The organism is Nocardia sp. NPDC004604 (assembly GCF_040609795.1).
Taxonomy (GTDB): domain Bacteria; phylum Actinomycetota; class Actinomycetes; order Mycobacteriales; family Mycobacteriaceae; genus Nocardia.
Window position 1 is genome coordinate 50,335 of the sequence record NZ_JBEXLC010000012.1, and the last position, 15,365, is coordinate 65,699.

General features: G+C 63.9%; 19 protein-coding genes and 2 pseudogenes. 13 read left to right on the forward strand and 8 right to left on the reverse strand.

Annotated features, from left to right (window positions below; all coding sequences use genetic code 11):
* The first annotated feature begins 1 nt into the window (after position 1).
* The gene (locus ABZW16_RS07120; protein ID WP_354953109.1) at positions 2-388 is read left to right on the forward strand and encodes a hypothetical protein; all 387 of its coding nucleotides are present in this window, start codon (positions 2-4) and stop codon (positions 386-388) included.
* 23 nt (positions 389-411) lie between these two features.
* Here the strand turns inward: ABZW16_RS07120 and ABZW16_RS07125 are convergent, their stop codons facing one another.
* From ABZW16_RS07125 to ABZW16_RS07135, 3 genes are read right to left on the reverse strand one after another with little or no spacing between them, the layout of a single operon-like run.
* Positions 412-669, reverse strand: a complete 258-nt coding sequence (locus ABZW16_RS07125) for a hypothetical protein (protein WP_354953111.1) — start codon at positions 667-669, stop codon at positions 412-414.
* Between the two features lie 19 nt (positions 670-688).
* Positions 689-1,030 carry a hypothetical protein gene (locus tag ABZW16_RS07130; RefSeq protein WP_354953113.1) on the reverse strand — a complete coding sequence of 114 codons (342 nt, stop codon included), beginning with the start codon at positions 1,028-1,030 and terminating at the stop codon, positions 689-691.
* Positions 1,027-1,335 (reverse strand): hypothetical protein, encoded by a 309-nt coding sequence (locus ABZW16_RS07135; protein WP_354953115.1) that lies wholly within the window; start codon positions 1,333-1,335, stop codon positions 1,027-1,029. Before ABZW16_RS07135 ends, ABZW16_RS07130 begins: the two co-directional genes overlap by 4 nt.
* Positions 1,336-1,697: 362 nt before the next feature.
* On the opposite strand from ABZW16_RS07135, the gene ABZW16_RS07140 reads away from it, so the two are divergent.
* Genes ABZW16_RS07140 through ABZW16_RS07150 form a run of 3 tightly spaced genes read left to right on the forward strand, consistent with a single transcriptional unit; the run spans position 1,698 to position 3,061 of the window.
* The gene (locus ABZW16_RS07140; RefSeq protein WP_354953117.1) at positions 1,698-2,636 is read left to right on the forward strand and encodes a helix-turn-helix transcriptional regulator; all 939 of its coding nucleotides are present in this window, start codon (positions 1,698-1,700) and stop codon (positions 2,634-2,636) included.
* Positions 2,611-2,820 (forward strand): DUF397 domain-containing protein, encoded by a 210-nt coding sequence (locus ABZW16_RS07145; protein ID WP_354953120.1) that lies wholly within the window; start codon positions 2,611-2,613, stop codon positions 2,818-2,820. Before ABZW16_RS07140 ends, ABZW16_RS07145 begins: the two co-directional genes overlap by 26 nt.
* A 31-nt stretch (positions 2,821-2,851) precedes the next feature.
* Entirely contained in the window at positions 2,852-3,061 is a 210-nt protein-coding gene (locus tag ABZW16_RS07150; RefSeq protein ID WP_354953122.1) for a DUF397 domain-containing protein, read from the forward strand.
* Positions 3,062-3,354: 293 nt separating this feature from the next.
* Here ABZW16_RS07150 and ABZW16_RS07155 read toward each other — a convergent pair whose 3' ends face one another.
* The 3 genes from ABZW16_RS07155 to ABZW16_RS07165 are packed head-to-tail and all read right to left on the reverse strand — an operon-like array spanning position 3,355 to position 4,702.
* On the reverse strand, positions 3,355-4,041 hold the full coding sequence (locus ABZW16_RS07155) for a hypothetical protein (RefSeq protein ID WP_354953124.1): 687 nt from the start codon (positions 4,039-4,041) through the stop codon (positions 3,355-3,357).
* The gene (locus ABZW16_RS07160) at positions 4,041-4,385 is read right to left on the reverse strand and encodes a PEP-utilizing enzyme (protein WP_354953126.1); all 345 of its coding nucleotides are present in this window, start codon (positions 4,383-4,385) and stop codon (positions 4,041-4,043) included. Before ABZW16_RS07160 ends, ABZW16_RS07155 begins: the two co-directional genes overlap by 1 nt.
* Positions 4,386-4,426: 41 nt before the next feature.
* Complete coding sequence (locus tag ABZW16_RS07165; protein ID WP_354953128.1) at positions 4,427-4,702, reverse strand: hypothetical protein; 276 nt, start codon at positions 4,700-4,702, stop codon at positions 4,427-4,429.
* Between the two features lie 107 nt (positions 4,703-4,809).
* On the opposite strand from ABZW16_RS07165, the gene ABZW16_RS07170 reads away from it, so the two are divergent.
* Complete coding sequence (locus ABZW16_RS07170; RefSeq protein WP_354953130.1) at positions 4,810-6,018, forward strand: FAD-dependent oxidoreductase; 1,209 nt, start codon at positions 4,810-4,812, stop codon at positions 6,016-6,018.
* A 976-nt stretch (positions 6,019-6,994) separates the two neighbouring features.
* Here ABZW16_RS07170 and ABZW16_RS07175 read toward each other — a convergent pair.
* Positions 6,995-7,729, reverse strand: coding sequence for a hypothetical protein (locus ABZW16_RS07175; RefSeq protein WP_354953132.1), 735 nt, complete (start codon positions 7,727-7,729; stop codon positions 6,995-6,997).
* A gap of 10 nt (positions 7,730-7,739) precedes the next feature.
* Here ABZW16_RS07175 and ABZW16_RS07180 point away from each other — a divergent pair.
* The 5 genes and pseudogenes from ABZW16_RS07180 to ABZW16_RS07200 form a co-directional block, all read left to right on the forward strand.
* Positions 7,740-7,841: pseudogene (locus tag ABZW16_RS07180) on the forward strand (DUF397 domain-containing protein); the annotation flags it as partial.
* A 356-nt stretch (positions 7,842-8,197) separates the two neighbouring features.
* A complete protein-coding gene (locus tag ABZW16_RS07185) occupies positions 8,198-8,593 on the forward strand; it encodes a hypothetical protein (RefSeq protein ID WP_354953134.1) in 396 nt (131 codons plus the stop codon).
* Between the two features lie 165 nt (positions 8,594-8,758).
* A complete protein-coding gene (locus ABZW16_RS07190; protein ID WP_354953136.1) occupies positions 8,759-8,938 on the forward strand; it encodes a hypothetical protein in 180 nt (59 codons plus the stop codon).
* Positions 8,939-9,044: 106 nt separating this feature from the next.
* Positions 9,045-10,712 carry a protein kinase gene (locus ABZW16_RS07195; RefSeq protein WP_354953137.1) on the forward strand — a complete coding sequence of 556 codons (1,668 nt, stop codon included), beginning with the start codon at positions 9,045-9,047 and terminating at the stop codon, positions 10,710-10,712.
* Positions 10,713-10,878: 166 nt separating this feature from the next.
* Positions 10,879-11,034 carry a hypothetical protein gene (locus tag ABZW16_RS07200; RefSeq protein WP_354953139.1) on the forward strand — a complete coding sequence of 52 codons (156 nt, stop codon included), beginning with the start codon at positions 10,879-10,881 and terminating at the stop codon, positions 11,032-11,034.
* A 242-nt stretch (positions 11,035-11,276) separates the two neighbouring features.
* Here ABZW16_RS07200 and ABZW16_RS07205 read toward each other — a convergent pair whose 3' ends face one another.
* Positions 11,277-12,038: a dienelactone hydrolase family protein gene (locus ABZW16_RS07205; RefSeq protein ID WP_354953141.1), complete on the reverse strand. Its 762-nt coding sequence runs from the start codon at positions 12,036-12,038 to the stop codon at positions 11,277-11,279.
* Between the two features lie 241 nt (positions 12,039-12,279).
* Here ABZW16_RS07205 and ABZW16_RS07210 point away from each other — a divergent pair.
* From ABZW16_RS07210 to ABZW16_RS07220, 3 genes and pseudogenes are all read left to right on the forward strand, one after another.
* A pseudogene (locus ABZW16_RS07210) lies at positions 12,280-12,414 on the forward strand (transposase); the annotation flags it as partial.
* Between the two features lie 125 nt (positions 12,415-12,539).
* Positions 12,540-13,952 (forward strand): serine/threonine-protein kinase, encoded by a 1,413-nt coding sequence (locus ABZW16_RS07215; protein ID WP_354953143.1) that lies wholly within the window; start codon positions 12,540-12,542, stop codon positions 13,950-13,952.
* A 338-nt stretch (positions 13,953-14,290) separates the two neighbouring features.
* Positions 14,291-15,169 carry a hypothetical protein gene (locus ABZW16_RS07220; RefSeq protein WP_354953145.1) on the forward strand — a complete coding sequence of 293 codons (879 nt, stop codon included), beginning with the start codon at positions 14,291-14,293 and terminating at the stop codon, positions 15,167-15,169.
* Positions 15,170-15,365 lie beyond the last annotated feature (196 nt).

The following is a 15,365-nucleotide window of genomic DNA, read 5'->3' on the forward strand; positions in this document are numbered from 1 at the left end:
CATGAGTGGCGATGACATCGCACAGTGGCGCAAATTCGCGGACCAGGCACGCAGCGGCGAGCTGTACTTGGACGACGAGCAGGCAGCCCGAGCCTGCATGACTGCATGTGATGAGCGGATCACCACGCTAGAGGACATGCTTGTCTTCGCACAGCGCGCCCAAAACGTCTCCGGCTTTGGCGATTTCCACATGGCCGACGATCTAGCCAAGATGTTCAAGGCCCAAGCCTCCGGGGAGAACAACTCAATAGACGCGATCATCCGCGAACACATCGAGGTCGTCAAAGATATGGGCCATATCATGGCCCTATCCATCAAGCGCATCACCGGCCAAGACGTGACCAACTCGATAAACTTCAACACCAACACCGGTTCGATGGGTGGATAGTCCATAACGCTCCTGTCCATCAATCAAATAGTCCCCTCTGAATGCTCCTGGGGCGTAATAACTTCCGCCCAGAACTCGTGCCGCACCGCATCCCACAACCGGGACAGGTTCGGATATTTCTCACGCATATCGGCCAGATCGGGCGCACCCACCGAGACATCAGCGTTCAGCAAAGGCCGCGCACTATCGATAACGCTGCGCACGAGCATAATTCGGATGCGCCAATGGTCGATCTCCCAAATGACCACCCACCCATCGACCTCGGTACGACGCTCGCGCATATTCGGCCCCCCATCGGGTTCAATTCCTTTGGTCGGCAGTGCCGTTCGAGTCGGGCACCGCTACCGCCAGTTCGGACAACCTCTCCAACACCTCGCGCAGCGTTCGTAGCGGAGGTCCGCCGCACACCGGCGGTTGCGCGTCCAGCCGCGGGAAGGCGATATTGCGCGCCGCGGCCCGCTCGCGCGGCGTCAGCGTCTGCGGCGCGAGATGCCCCGCGGCCACCAGCGTGTAGTACGCCGCCGATTTCCAGATACACCGATCGGCCCGACATACCCGGTGCTGCCGCATCAACTCGTGCGCCAATCGCACATCGGCACGGCCGCAGACCCGCGGCGGGGTGAGTATCGCCTCGTCGCTCACGCCGCACCCGTCTCGACCGGCGCCGGACCCGCTACGCGCGCCCATGTCGTTGCGGGACAGACTGTTTCGAGATCGAAGTCCTCACATACTCGCGCAGGCTGATTATCCACCTGGTCCAGCCCGTAGACCACGATCGCGGCCACATCCAAACCCGCCGCGATGCCGAGCGCGTAGCCGATCGCATCGTCGATATCCTGTGGCGGCCGGATGGTGTACACGTAGTGATAGCCGAGCGCACGGGCGTGCCGCTGCACGGCGATCGCGTGCCGAGGCGCTTGCAGTCCCGACACATCGCCGCGCACCATTCCGACCGCCTTCGGCCGCTCGCTTTCGATATCGGCAGCGCCCGCTCGAGCGCTCGCGCGCCGAATCGCGGTCGTCCTCGAATCGGGAGGCACCGTATTGTGCTCAATTGCTGTCGGACCGGACACGGGGATACCTCCGAAAGATATTGTGACGGTAGCGATTTTGGAACATCAGACGGCGGGGCGCGGCATCGCCGAATTCACCACCGCGCGGGGTGGTTGAGGGGGGCGAATGTTCGGTAGACCCGACCGTCTGGCGCATAGCTAGTAAAACACCGAACAGGTAGGTTGGGAGCACTCCAATTCGATTCGGCCCGAATCGAATTCGCTCCAAACAGGCTGACTATTCCATCTAGCTTGACATGACCGTGAGTAACGCTAACGAAAGGGTGGGTGGCATTACTTTGTCGACCGAATCGAACAACACGACTCTGCCGCGCCGGGTGCTCGGACGACGCCTGCGAGAGCTGCGAGAGGAGCGCAACCTGAGCAGGGCACGAGCCGCACAGGCGTGTGAGATGGGCTCACAGACTCTGTGGCGCTTGGAATCTGGGCGCGGCAACGAAATCAAGAGAATGGTCATCAATGCACTCTGCGACCTGTATGGAGCCAGCGATGACGATCGACGGTTGCTGCTGTGGTTGGCTCAGGAGTCCAAGAAGGAAGGGTGGTGGCAGTCCTACACCGGCGCGATGGTCCCGGAATTCGAGATGTTCGTTGGGCTCGAACAATCCGCGAGCCGCGTCATCTCGTGGCAGTCGACATTGCTTCCGGGTTTGTTGCAGACGCCCTCCTACCGTCACGCGGTATGGGACGCGCAGGGTCGACCTGTTGAAATCGGGTCTGACATTGATCTGGTCACGAAACGTCAAAACCGACTGCACGATTCGGATAGATTCGCTCTGGAAGTGCTGCTGAGTGAGTCCGCGTTGCGCTATTGCATAGGCGGTGAACAGAACATGTGCGACCAACTGAACCGGCTTGTCGAAATCGGTAACCTCCCAAACGTATCGATCAGGGCTGTCGAATTTCGAGCCGCAAATCACCTGGGCCTGGTGACCAAAGACTTCGTGTACCTCGAGTTCCCGGCCCACCCGAACCCGGCGCTCAACGAATCACCGATTGTCTACGTAGAGGGCTTCAGCGGAAATCTCTACTTGGACAAGCCAAGCGAGATAGCTCAGTATCAGGCAGCCTGTTCCGGTATACAGCGGGTAGCGTTGAGCGAGCATGACACCCGGAGTCTCATCAGGGCAATCGCGAAGGAGTACGAAGGTGAACATCGACCTGCCCGAGGCTAAGTGGTTCAAGAGCAGCCACAGCTCGGGCAACGACACATGTGTGGAGATTGCACACCTGGACGGAGGCATGGTCGGAGTACGCGACTCCAAGAACCCGACCGGCCCAGCGCTCGTCTTCACTCCCTCAGAGTGGGACGCCTTCACCGCTGGCATCCAAGACGGCAAGTTCAACCGGCCTGCATAGCGACTGGCCTACGTCGCGTGGAGTTAGCACCATGAATATCGACTTGCCCGAGGCTAAGTGGTTCAAGAGCGGCCGCAGCGCCAGTGGCAAGGATTGTGTCGAGGTCGCGCACCTCGCCGAGGGCATGGTCGGAGTGCGCGACTCCACGAACCCGACCGGCCCAGCGCTCGTCTTCACTCCCTCGGAGTGGGACGCCTTCACCGCTGGCATCCATAACGGCGAGTTCAATCGGCCTGCATAGCAACGAGCCTTCGAAGTGTCGGGTCTCGAAAGTCGTGGCGGAATCTCAGAATGTTCGGCGGTGACATGGCGGATCCGCCATCATTCTGAGATTCCGCTCTCTACAGACCAATGGGCATTCGGCTCGTGCGGTGACCGCAGCAATCGCCGCGGGCTGTGTCTGGCGGCCCTCGGCATTCCTCCTGGCGATCAGCCGGGGCACTTGTGTGAGGAGTTTTGCCGACGGTGCCGTTCCTGAGCACGGCCTGCACACTTTCCTGGACAGCCCGAACGGCCGGGGTTGGGAGAACCTACCTAGGGGCAGGTGGGGAGTGCCCTGTCGATACCCAGCGTGGCAATCAGATCTTCGTGCAGTTCGAACCAAACCCGGTGGGCGGAATCGTGTTTGGTGCCGGTAACCATCTCGGGATTGTCGGCGGCCAGGGAGAGTGCCGCGGCGAACCGAGTATCGTAACCGGAGAACCGGGCGAGTCGTTCGGTGAGCTGAATCGTCAGCGGAACCAATTCCTCTGCGAGGCTTTCCAGTTCGGCCAGGATCGGCCGGTCCCGCTGCGCGTCCCCGTGGTCGTTGTCCTGCATGCTGCCATCGGGAAGGATGGTCAGCTGCCAGGCGGTGCAAGCCTGCACCAACCGTGCGTTGAGCGGGAGAAACTCGCGATAGACGTCTTCCACGAACGCTTTTGCCCCACACTCGGAAAGCTCGTCGGCGAGTAGCCGCTCGTTCTCCGCACGCCCGCTCTCGGTGAGCGACCACCCTGCGTCCGCCCCGAAACGGAAGCGGCTGATCCAACCACACTCTCGGAAGTCCCGCACGTGCGACTCGGCGAGGCCGACAGGCATTGCGTATCTGTCGGCCACCGCCTGCGTATCAACAAACCCGCCAAGGCGGATTGCGTGCAACGCGAGCAACGAACTGCGTGAAACGTACGTCATCCCGGACCTCCCTTTCGTGTCGAGCAGCCATGCCTGGTGAAGCGACATCAACGTTGGGTTGAGCGAACGGCATGAACGTGTCCATTGGTCCCATCGACCGAGATAACCCGATGATTCGCCAGGGCCTCCATCGCCCCCTTGGCCGCCACCACGGCTGGAATCCTGTACTCGCGGGCGACGATTGCCGCATGGGACAGAATTCCCCCGGTTTCGGTCACCACCGCGGCGGCAACGCTGAAAAGCACTGTCCACGACGGATCGGTCGTGCGACAGACGATGACATCGCCCGGCCGAACCGCGTCGAAGTCGTCAACACTGTGCACCAGCCGGACCGAACCAGCGACAACACCACGGCTGGCCGGGGCGCCGGTGACAATCGGTACTTCTGGCATCTTGGTTCCTCCTGTCCGCCGCGCCACCACGATTCGGCTCGTCACTGCCGCGTGGTAGCCGCATGGCGTTCTGCGACGCGGGTCGCGAATCGTTTCTGCGCGGCCTGCCTGGAGACACCGAGGTGGGCGCCGATTTCCGCCCAGGGCATGCCTGCGTGCCGGGCTTGGTCCACGAAATAGTCGAGCAGCTGATCAGCCAGCCCCAACCAATGCGCAGCGTGAATCACTGCTGCTGCCAACTGATCCAGGCTGCTATCGGGGTGGGCCCGCTCGATCGCGACGATCACGTCGCGCAGCAGCGGCACCTGTCGATCCATGCGTCAACCATAGGTTGACGATCATTTCCTCGTCAACTATTAGTTGACGGCATGGCGATAGCTCGTGGATGACTTTCGCCGACAACGGATCGATCCAGGAGTCGCACATGGAAGCCCTCGAGAACGCCGCGCACCAGCACGCCAAGACATCGGGCCGGCGGGCGACGGTCGTCGGCGCGGGTATCGCTGGTTTGGCCGCCGCGTTTCGGCTGCGTCAGCAAGGTTGGGACGTCGTCGTGGTCGAACGCGCGCCGAGTCGTCGCAGTAGCGGTTACCTGGTGAACCTGCACGGACCCGGATATGCCGCTGCCGAGCGGCTCGGGCTGGTACCGGCGTTGACTCCGCGCGATATCGGGTTCTTCACCTCGGTCCTCGTCCACGCGGATGGCCGGGAGAAGTTCAGGATTCCAGCCGCTGTCACCGAGGCTGCTGTCGGGAACCGGGCACTGAGCTTGTTCCGCGGCGACTTGGAGTCGGCGCTATACCACGCCGTGGCCGACCTCGCCGACATCCGTTTCGGCACCACCGTGCAGGCTGTCGCCCAGACCCCCGGGGAAGTCGTGGTCACCCTCAGTGACGACACCCACCTGCACACCGAACTCCTCGTCGGCGCCGACGGCGTGCACTCGCGAGTCCGCGAGCTCGTATTCGGTGCTGAGCCCGAATATTTCGTGGACCTGGGCCACATGGTCGGCGCATTTCCGCTGGAAACAGTTCCCGAGCATGTACCGGGAGGCGTCGGTACCACCTTTATCGGCCCCGGACGCACGGCCGCGGTGATGAACCTGGGACCGGATCGGTCCTCGGCGTTCTTCACCTACCGCTGCCCCGACACTGGCACCGAACTGGCTCTCGGCGCCGCACCCGCGCTCACCCGAGCGTTCGGGGACCTCGGAGGCGGTGTCGCCGACGCCCTCCACCAACTCGAGGCCGACCCCGCCACCGCCTACTTCGACTCGGTCGGCCAAATCGTGATGGACCGCTGGAGTCACGACCGAGTCGTCCTGCTCGGCGACGCAGCATGGTGCGTAACGGTATTCGCCGGCTACGGTGCCGCCCTTGCCCTCGACGGCGCCGAGCAGCTCGGCACCGCGCTAGCGGCACACGGCGATGACATTCCCACCGCTCTCGACACCTGGGAGAGGGCGTTGCGCCCGGAAGTACACAAACGACAGGCACTGGCCCGCAAAGGAATCAGCCGATTCGCCCCGCCGTCACGCACACATGTGTGGGCCGGCGAACTGATGCTCCGCGCCATCCAGCTCCCCGGCATCCGCGGCCTGGTCCGACGCTCCATCCAACGCGCCAACAACTAGTGCCACGTTTGGCGACTGAACACCGAGAGTCTGGCGCACAGCAAAGGCACTGCCCCCAGGTATCTCTCACGGACGCACGATAGTGCCGCATATCGAGCGGCCAACCGGCCGCTACGCTCACGGGTCAGACGAATTGAGACGGGCAACCTCCGCCACAGTGTGAGACAGGCCCTCGACGAGACGGACTCCGCGCAGGAAACAGGGTTCTTTCGAAACCAGCACTCGCTGTTCAAGCGATTCGTGGCGCTAGGCATGACCGTGGACCTGACCGCGGTCACAGGGATCCCGGTGCCGAGCTATGGCGATCACGGCGGCTCCGATTCGGACGGCTGGCATTGGGGTGGCCAGGGTATCTGGGGTTCATCGGACAGCGGTCACGGGCACCTACGGCGCTGGTCACGGGCACTACGACGCTGGTCACGGGCACTACGACGGTGGTCACGGTGGAGGTGACGGCGGTAGCGCTGGCGGTGGTTACTGACCCGTTCCGGGGATGGCGAGCCGGTGTCTCACCGGTTACCGCGCGCGAAGCCGCCAGGCGTCCCCAACCCGCGAACGACTGCTAGGCCGATGTCACCGAGGTCATACCGGCTCCGCAGGTACCGGTTCGTGAACCGACAACGATCGGGGGACTGTGCGGTAACCGATGATTCGGACGAACATCCTGGAACTGGCAGAAGCGGACGCTCGCCGACCAAACCGCGGACCGCTCTCCCGTGAGACATTCTCGAACCCTGGAAAGAAATCATGTCCAAATCTCAGAAGGTTTGGCCACTCGATGACCACTTGGCCATGATTCGAGATTCCACTCCCTCCAACGGCCCGGCCGGCGGTGAGCGCAGAGACGTGGTTCCCGGTATCGGATATGTTTCGCCGCGGTTTCCGATGGTTTGCGGCGAAGTAGCCACGATCCGGTGTGACTTCAGTGAAGATGAGACCGGTCACCCTGAGTTCTACCCGTACCAATCCACATCCACTATTTGCGGAAGGAAGTTCGGTAATGCCAGCTCAGGAAACTGATACACGGACGGCGAGCGTGACCCGCTCTGGCGACGAGCTCGATATGGCCAGGCGGGACGCGGAAATGGCGCAGATCCAGTGCCAGGCATTCTGCAATGAGGCGCGCGCGGACGCGCAGAACGCCCGCCAGGCCGCGACCCAAGCCACCGCCCTGGCCCGTCAGGCACAGACGCAGGCACGGCAGATACATCATCAGGCACAGATGTCGCACCAGAGTGCGATGCAGGCGGTTCAGCAGGCACAGCAGGCTCGTCAGCAGGCGCAACAGGCCGCAGGTCAGGCGCAACAGGCCGTAAGTCAGGCGCAACAGGCCCAGAATGAGGCCGATCAGGCGCACAGTCAGGCGCAACAGGCCCAGGCAGAGTCCAATCAGTGTCAGCAACGCGCCACCTCGGCGCAGGACCAGGCCGAACAGGCCAGCCAGTTGGCGCAGCAGGCCGAAGATCAGGCGGCACGGGCGAACGACCGGGCCAATCAGGCGGACATGCAGCTGAATCAGATCCGTCAGCAGGCCAGGCACATGCAGTTGCTCAGCCGCTGACCAGACGACCTGGGTGACCACGATGGCCTGGGTCCGGCCCCACCAGGAAACCGGTGAGGCCGGACCGTCAGGACGAATCCGGTTGCAGCACAAGCCATTCACATTTCCGACCGATTGCGAAATACGGCATTTTTCGAATTGATCACCCATCGATGCCGCAGTCCGAGACTCCAAGAACCCGACCGGCCCGGCGCTCGTCTTCACTCCCACCGAGTGGGATGCCTTCACCGCTGGCATCCAGGATGGCGAGTTCAACCGGCCCTACCGGCCACCCTCTGAAATACGGTCAGCCTCGGTTCAACACAACGAACCGGGGCTGAACCGTCAGCACGCGTCACCACCCATCGATGCAATCCGAAACCCGACTTCTTCACCGGCGGTGAGAATCTCTGCCAGTTCCATGGCGTTGCCGCGCTGGAGAAATCGGTCCGTGACTGGATCGCCATCTGGAACGAGGACCGCAAGCCGTTCGTCTGGACCAAAACCGCTGACGAAATCAGCGAACGCCTCGCCTCATATCGGCAGCGAATTCCCGGCGCAGGACACTGATGTGCTCGAATCCGTTGGGGGAAGCGAGCATTGGGCTCGCCTGTCGCCGTCTCCGATAAGGTCTGTCCGGTGAAGAACATGCGAATCAATCGCCCCATTCTGCTGGCCGCGTCCGCCGCGCTTATCGCGTTCGGCCCGGTCACCGTGCTGGCGAACGCGCAAGCACCGCTGCAGGCTCCCGAAGTCACCTTCGTCGGCACCGCGCCGGGAACCGTGACCGCGACTGTGCACAACCCTAACGGCACCGGCCGGTGCTGGGCGGAAGCCGGTGTCGGCCCCGAGCAAAATCACCGCTTCTTCGGCAACAGCGCCCCGGAGTCGATGGCCGGCCCCGGCCAGACCGTGACCACAACGCTGGAAGGGCTCGAACCGGGAACGACCATCACCGCCCGGGGTGGCTGTTTCGACGACACCCCCACCGGCGGGATGCCCTTCAGCGAGCTGGTAACGGTTACCGTTCCCTGATATGCACCGGGCGAAGGCGTTACGCGCCTTCGCCCGGCGGAACCGAGGGGCGATCGGCACCATTCGATTGAGTGTACGTAAGCGGAACAATAACCGTCGTAAAGGCGTTCGTGAACCCGGTCATGGAAGCTCGGCGACCGGGGAGCTCGACTCGGGGCAGTGCGGATGACAGAGCGGCGAACCGACAACCATGCCCTCATCGACCGGCGGAAGCGTCACGGTGCCAACCGGTCGATCGCTATGTGGTTGACCGCCGCGGCGGCGGGGTTCGGCCTCTTCCAACTGTCGGTGCTGCTGATCGGGCTGCTGCCACTGGATCCCGACGTCAACTGCTCCGCCACGTAAACGGTCCCCGGCTAGCTGCGACACGGGGCCTCACACAACCGGACGCCCGGCACGGCCGGGTTCGGATATGCTCGCGACGCAGTCCGGGTAGGAAACGGGGGAGCTGTTGGCTCAACTTGATATCGGCTCGACCTTCGCCGACTTCGCTATCGAGGGCGCTTTGGGCCGAGGCGGCATGGGCTCGGTGTATCTGGCTCGGCATCCGCGGCTACCGCGGCAGCTCGCGCTCAAGCTGCTCAATCGGGAGGTCTGTGCCGACCCGGAGATGCGCCGCCGGTTCGAGCAAGAAGCCAGTGTCGTTGCGCGCATGGAACATCCGGGAATCGTGGGGATCTACGATCGCGGGATCCACGACGAACAGCTGTGGATCGCCATGCAGTACATCCACGGGACCGATGCCGCGCAACTGTCACCGGATCAGCTGACCATCGAGCGAGTGCTGCGGATCCTCACCGGCTGCGCCGCCGCGCTCGACTACGCGCACTCGCGCGGAGTACTGCACCGCGACATCAAACCGGCGAACATTCTGCTCGCCGCCCCGAAGACCGGGCTCGAGGAACGCCCGGTGCTCACCGATTTCGGGATAGCGCGGGTACTGGGCGTCACCTCCCAGCTCACCGCGACCGGAACCTTCACGGCCACCCTCGCTTTCGCCGCGCCGGAACAGCTGGCCGGCTCCGAAGTGGATCATCGCACCGACCAATATTCCTTGGCCTGCACGCTTTTCACGCTGCTGGCCCACCGCACGCCCTTCGATGCCGAACATCCCGCGCAGGTCATCGCCGGACACCTGAGCATGCCGCCACCGCCGCTGACCCGATTCCGCCCTGACCTGCCGCCCGCGCTGGATCAGGTGCTGGCCCGGGGCATGGCCAAAGAGCGCGAGCAGCGGTTCGGCAGCTGCGCGGAATTCGCCGCGGCCGTGCAGGATGCGTTGCACGGGCGGCCGTCGGCGGAAGCTGCGCGCACGGCGGAAACCATGGTGGCGCAGGGGTATCCGACCGTATCGCAGCAAGAGGCGGCGCCGCAGTTCACGGCGCCGCCCACGGTAGTCGGCGCCGGGTCACCCATGGTCGCGCAAACCCCTGCCGCGGCCATGCCTTCGATGCAGACTCCACCCGGATCGCTTCCGGCAGCGGCAGTTCCGGCGGGATCGATTCCGGCACAGTCGATTCCGTCCACCGCGATCCCCGGCACCCCGTTCCCAGCGGCACCCCCGCGCGAGGCCAGCGGTTGCCGCACTGTGATCATCGGACTGGGATCCATTGTGACGGTGCTGGCGCTGGCCATGGCGGGTGTTGTGGGGTACGCGGCATACGACTCGAAGCATCCCAGTTGGAGCAGTGACCAGCAGCGCATCGCCGCCGCCTTCCCGAAGCTGGTGCTCGGCAAGCCGAAACAGGCCGGCTGGCACGACACCACCTGCCAGGGGTCCTCCGACGACTACGAGAAGGCAGAAATCTATTGCGTCAGCGCGGACAAGAATTTCCGCCTCACTCTGCGCTATTTCGACACCCCCGAGGCCGCGAACCAGGATATCCACGCGCCGTCCACGCATGAACAGCCGCGCACCGAAATCCACCCCGACGTCCCCGAACCGATGAAGCTGATATTCACCGACCCCTCGGATCGGTACAACCGGCATAGCAAGATCTACACCGGATTCAGCATGAATTCCGACCGCAACCGGTTCACGGTGGAAATCGAGTACGAGACCTCTTCCGACGACGATCAGAAGCTATCCCTCTGGAAGTCCATGCCGCTCGGTAAGTGACGCGCGTCCGCCCCGAAGGCGTTCGCGCAGTTCGATGTCGAGTGGTGCAGCAGCGTCGAGCAGGGCGTCGGCAAAGGGACCGCCCGCCAGGCGATCTGCTCGGCCCCACCGGCCGCTTTATTTGTGAAACGGCTGGCGTGTCGTTCCATGTCGTGTGGTCGATTGCGTGTTCGAGCCAGTCGAGCAGTTGGGTGATGGCGGTGGTGTAGCCGGTCGCGTGGACGCCGGAGGCCGCGAAGTGGGCCGCGTCGCTGCCTTGGCGGGCCAGGTCAGCGCGGTGCTGGTGGTGGCGGTGAAGGTCTGCGTGAGCCCGAACAAATGAGCGCCGGTGAACATGGAGGCAGCAGTCGCGGCTAATGCCCCGTCCAGATAGATTACTGCGCTACCCACTTCGGCTGCTCACCGAGCGTAGTCACTAGGCGGTCGAATTCGGCCTGCGCGACCACCATTCGACTACGTTCGACAGACCCGGCCCAGGGCTGGATACGGCAGGAGTTGTCTGGACGCCGCACTAGCCCGTGGGTTGAAAGTGGGTTCAGTTGGGGGCTGGTCCAGCCGAGCCAGCTACTGGCGCAAATTGCGGTCGAACAGGGCCAGCAGTTCGCGGTAGTGCCGTTCGGCGGCTTCGGGGTCGTGGGCGGAAGTATCGGCCTGGGTGTAGCCGTGTTGGGCACCCGCATAGACCTCGGTGCGGTGGCGGACGCCGGCGGCATCGAGTGCCTTGTCGAACTGGGCAATGTGTTCCGGAGTCATGTGGTGATCCTCGCCGGCGTGGGCGAAATACAGCTCCGCCGTGATGTTTCCGACGGTCAGGTGCGGACTGTCCGGGGTGTCGGTGACGAGTGGTCCGCCATGGAATCCGGCCACCGCCGCAACCCGATCGGGGAACATGGCGGCGGTCAGCACCGCCAGCCGCGCACCCATGCAGTAGCCGGTGAGGCCGACCTTTCCTTCGGCGACCTGCGGCGACGCTGCCAGCCACTGCAGGTAAGCGTCGGTATCCGAACGCAGGACCTCGGGTGTCAGCTCGCGGATCATCGGGAAGACCTGCTGGAAGATCTCCGGCCGCTCCGCCGGGTCGATGAACTCCGGCAGCTCGATCACCGGCGCACGCCCGTGCCGGTAATAGGCGTTCGGAAGCAGGACGGTGTAACCGTGGGCGGCAATACGATCGGCCAGCGACCGCAGGCTGGGCCGCAGTCCGAAGCCGTCCTGAATCACCAGCACTCCCGGGTGGGCGGCGCCATCGTCGGGGTAGGCGACATACGCGTCGGCGACACCATCGGGCGTCTGAACGTCGACCGACATGCCATGCACCGCAGTCATCGTTTAAATCCTCCTGTCGCGTCGACCCTTTCGAACCTATCGCATTCAGGATCGGCCGATTCGACTCACCTACCGGTCGCGCGCTTGCATCTGGAATACCAGCACCTGTTTGTCGGTGCGAGCGGCGCCGGCGATGCATTCGATGCGGACATTGTCGGCGCGATCGGTCACCGCCGATTCTGTTCTGGTGGCGTTCCGCGGTGACGGCGACGAGGCCGGGGATGTTCGGCCGCTTGTGGAGGTGAGTGCCGACACGCTGAGCGGGGCTGCGCCGCGGCAGAGGCTCCGCTGGCATCTCGGTCAGAAACACTATTCGGGTACGTATTGGTCGGCTACCGAGTTCGGGCATGTCATCTATGAGTCGCGGCTGGAACTTGGTTGCTGTTCACCGATTTCGATCGCTCTGTGCTGCAGAGATCGTGAACATCGGCGGCACCCGTTGGCCGCGGCAAGTGTATCGTGTTGCTGCGCTGACGTATTGGTTGAACGGGGGCGGCGAGGATGCAGTTGGATCCGGGATCTGTTTTCGCCGGGTACACGATCGAACGTGTGCTCGGGGCGGGCGGTATGGGTGTGGTATTCCTGGCACGCCATCCTCGCCTGGAACGGTCCATGGCGCTGAAGGTGATCGGCGGCGCGCTTGCGAACGACCCTCATGTGCGTACCCGGTTCGAGCGGGAGAGCGCTCTGGCCGCGAGCCTCGATCACCCCAACATCGTGCACGTCTATGACCGCAGTGACAAAGATGCGGAAACCCTCTGGATCTCGATGAAATACATCGCCGGCGGGGATACCACCAGCCTGCTTGCGCGTAGCGGTGGCCGCCTGCCCGCGGACCATGCGGTGCGGCTGATCGGCGATACCGCCCGCGCCCTGGACCATGCCCACGCTCACGGGATAATCCACCGCGATGTCAAACCGGCGAACATCTTGGTCGACCGGTCCGAAAACGGGCTCGAACGAGCAGTGCTGACCGATTTCGGTATCGCACGGGCGTTCGGCGACACCCAAACGCTCTCCGCAACCACCGCGACATTCGCCTACGCCGCGCCGGAACGTTTCGGTACCGAGCCGGTCGACCGACGTGCCGATCTGTACTCCCTCGCCTGCACGCTGTACGAACTGCTCACCGGCCGAACACCGTTTCCACGCTCGGATCAGGCGGCGGTCATTGCCGCGCACCTCCACGAACCGCCGCCGCGCCCCACCGATCTCGTGCCCGGACTGCCTCCCGGCGTCGATCAGGTGATCGCCACCGCCATGGCCAAACGCCCGGAGGATCGGTACCCCGACTGCGGAACCTTTGCCGCTGCCGCCCACCGGGTCCTCACCGAAGCCTGGCGGCCGACCGCAGTAAACCGTTCTCACAACATCGAATCGAATCCACACCGAACAGTAATGAACTCGGGTTCGTCGCGGCCGAGCATGGTGCGACCACCGGCGACGAACCCGACATCCCGGTCGGGTCTTCCGGTTGGGCTCGCGTATCTGATCGCCGTCATGGCAACGTTCGTGATCGAGCTGGCAACCGATGTGATCGCGCTGACAACCGATGTGCTGGGCCTGGACCAGTCGATCGGCGTGTGGCTCTGGAGTGCTGCCACGACCAGCCTGGCGGGCGCCGCGTTCGGTGGTGCTCTGTTCCTCGCTCGGCCCAGGACCTACGCGATCGTTGCGGCCAGCGTGATCGGAGCACTGATCACGATGATGGTCGCCGATCAGGTCGGATATCAGATCTGGCTGGGACTGGAAGCACATCCCGACGGGGCCATGAATGCCGGCGAGTATTTCAACTTCTATTTCACCGGTCTGACGGTGACGGGGTGGCTGCTCTGGCTCTTGCTGCTGCCGACGACAGGCATGCTGTCCTGGCTACGAGTATGGCTCGTCCGCAAGTCGAATAGCAATCGTTGAGTCAGTCGTCCCCCCGGCCCGATCTCAATGCGGTTCCACACGGCGGCGATGCGGTGTCGATCCACGAGGGGAATGGCTCGCTTGTGCTGCTATGTGAGCGGTCCGATCACAGACACCGAGAAGTGGTTGGGCGACCGCCGGACAGGTCGGGTGTGGTGATCCGATGTCCGCGCCGATGATGCGATCGAGCTGGCCGGCGCCGAGGCGTTCGCCGTCACGGCGCACGTGCGGAAACGACGGTGACCTGGGCGATCACAGATCAGCCCGACTGGCAGCGGGCGCAGGCGGTGTCCGATTCGTTCAAGACGTCTGCTCGTGTTCCTTCTAGCGTCGGTGGGGTGAAGAAGCTGACTGCCGTGGCGATCGATCGCGCGGAGAAGTACATCGTGTCGAATGCGCGGGTGCTCGAGCGGCACCGGTTCGCGGCGGCGTTCAGGGGCGGGGATCCGGCGATGGTCGTGGCCGCGTTGCAGCCCTACCGCAACGAAGACGGCGGGTTCGGGCAGGCGCTCGAACCGGACGGTCGCGGGCCGGGAAGTCAGCCAGCGGCCATCCAGGCGGCGTTCACGTTCCTCGACGAGGTGGGACGGCTGGGCGATGAGTTGGTGCGGAGCGCTTGTGACTACCTGCTGGCGATCAGCGCTGAGGATGGCGGGCTGCCGTTCGTACACCCCAACGCCAACGGTTACCCGCGAGCACCGTGGTGGCAGATCCCGGAGCGATACGAGGGTTCGCTTATTCCGACCGGGAGCATCGCCGGGCTGTTGCACAAGAACAAGTTCGAGCACCAGTGGCTCGGTGCGGCCACGGACTACTGCTGGCAGATAGTCGAGAGCGTCACGCGCGTCAACACGTACGAGACGATGGCAGCGATCACGTTCCTGGACAACGTTCCCGATCGCGGCCGCGCGCAAGCGGCTGCCGAACGGCTCGGCAAGATCGTGCGCACCCAGACCATGGGCACCGACTCGGACGAGTCCTACGCGCCGTGGGACTTCGTGGCGTCGCCGGAAAGTATTGCCCACCAATGGTTTACCGATGATGAGGTCGAGTTGAGCTTGGACGTTCTCGTCGAATCGCAACTAGCGGATGGGTCCTGGCCGGTGCGCTGGCCGCTGTGGACGCCGGTGACCGGTTTCGAGTGGGGCGGCTGGGTGACCATCGAGGCGATCAAAATCCTGACCAGCCACCGGCGCGCTCCTGACGAGACGTTCTGAGATGTCGGGTTTTCGGTGACGACACCGTCGCTACGGCCGGGTCCTCGCAACGACAGCTGCGGCCCGCGGTCTCGGCCCGCTCATGGTCACCGGACCGTCCCTGGAAATGCCTTCGAACTACGACGACCACCTCTGGCCACCGCGTGAGACAAGCCAGGAAATAGCCATTCCTCACCGCAGGTCGGAGCACCGACCT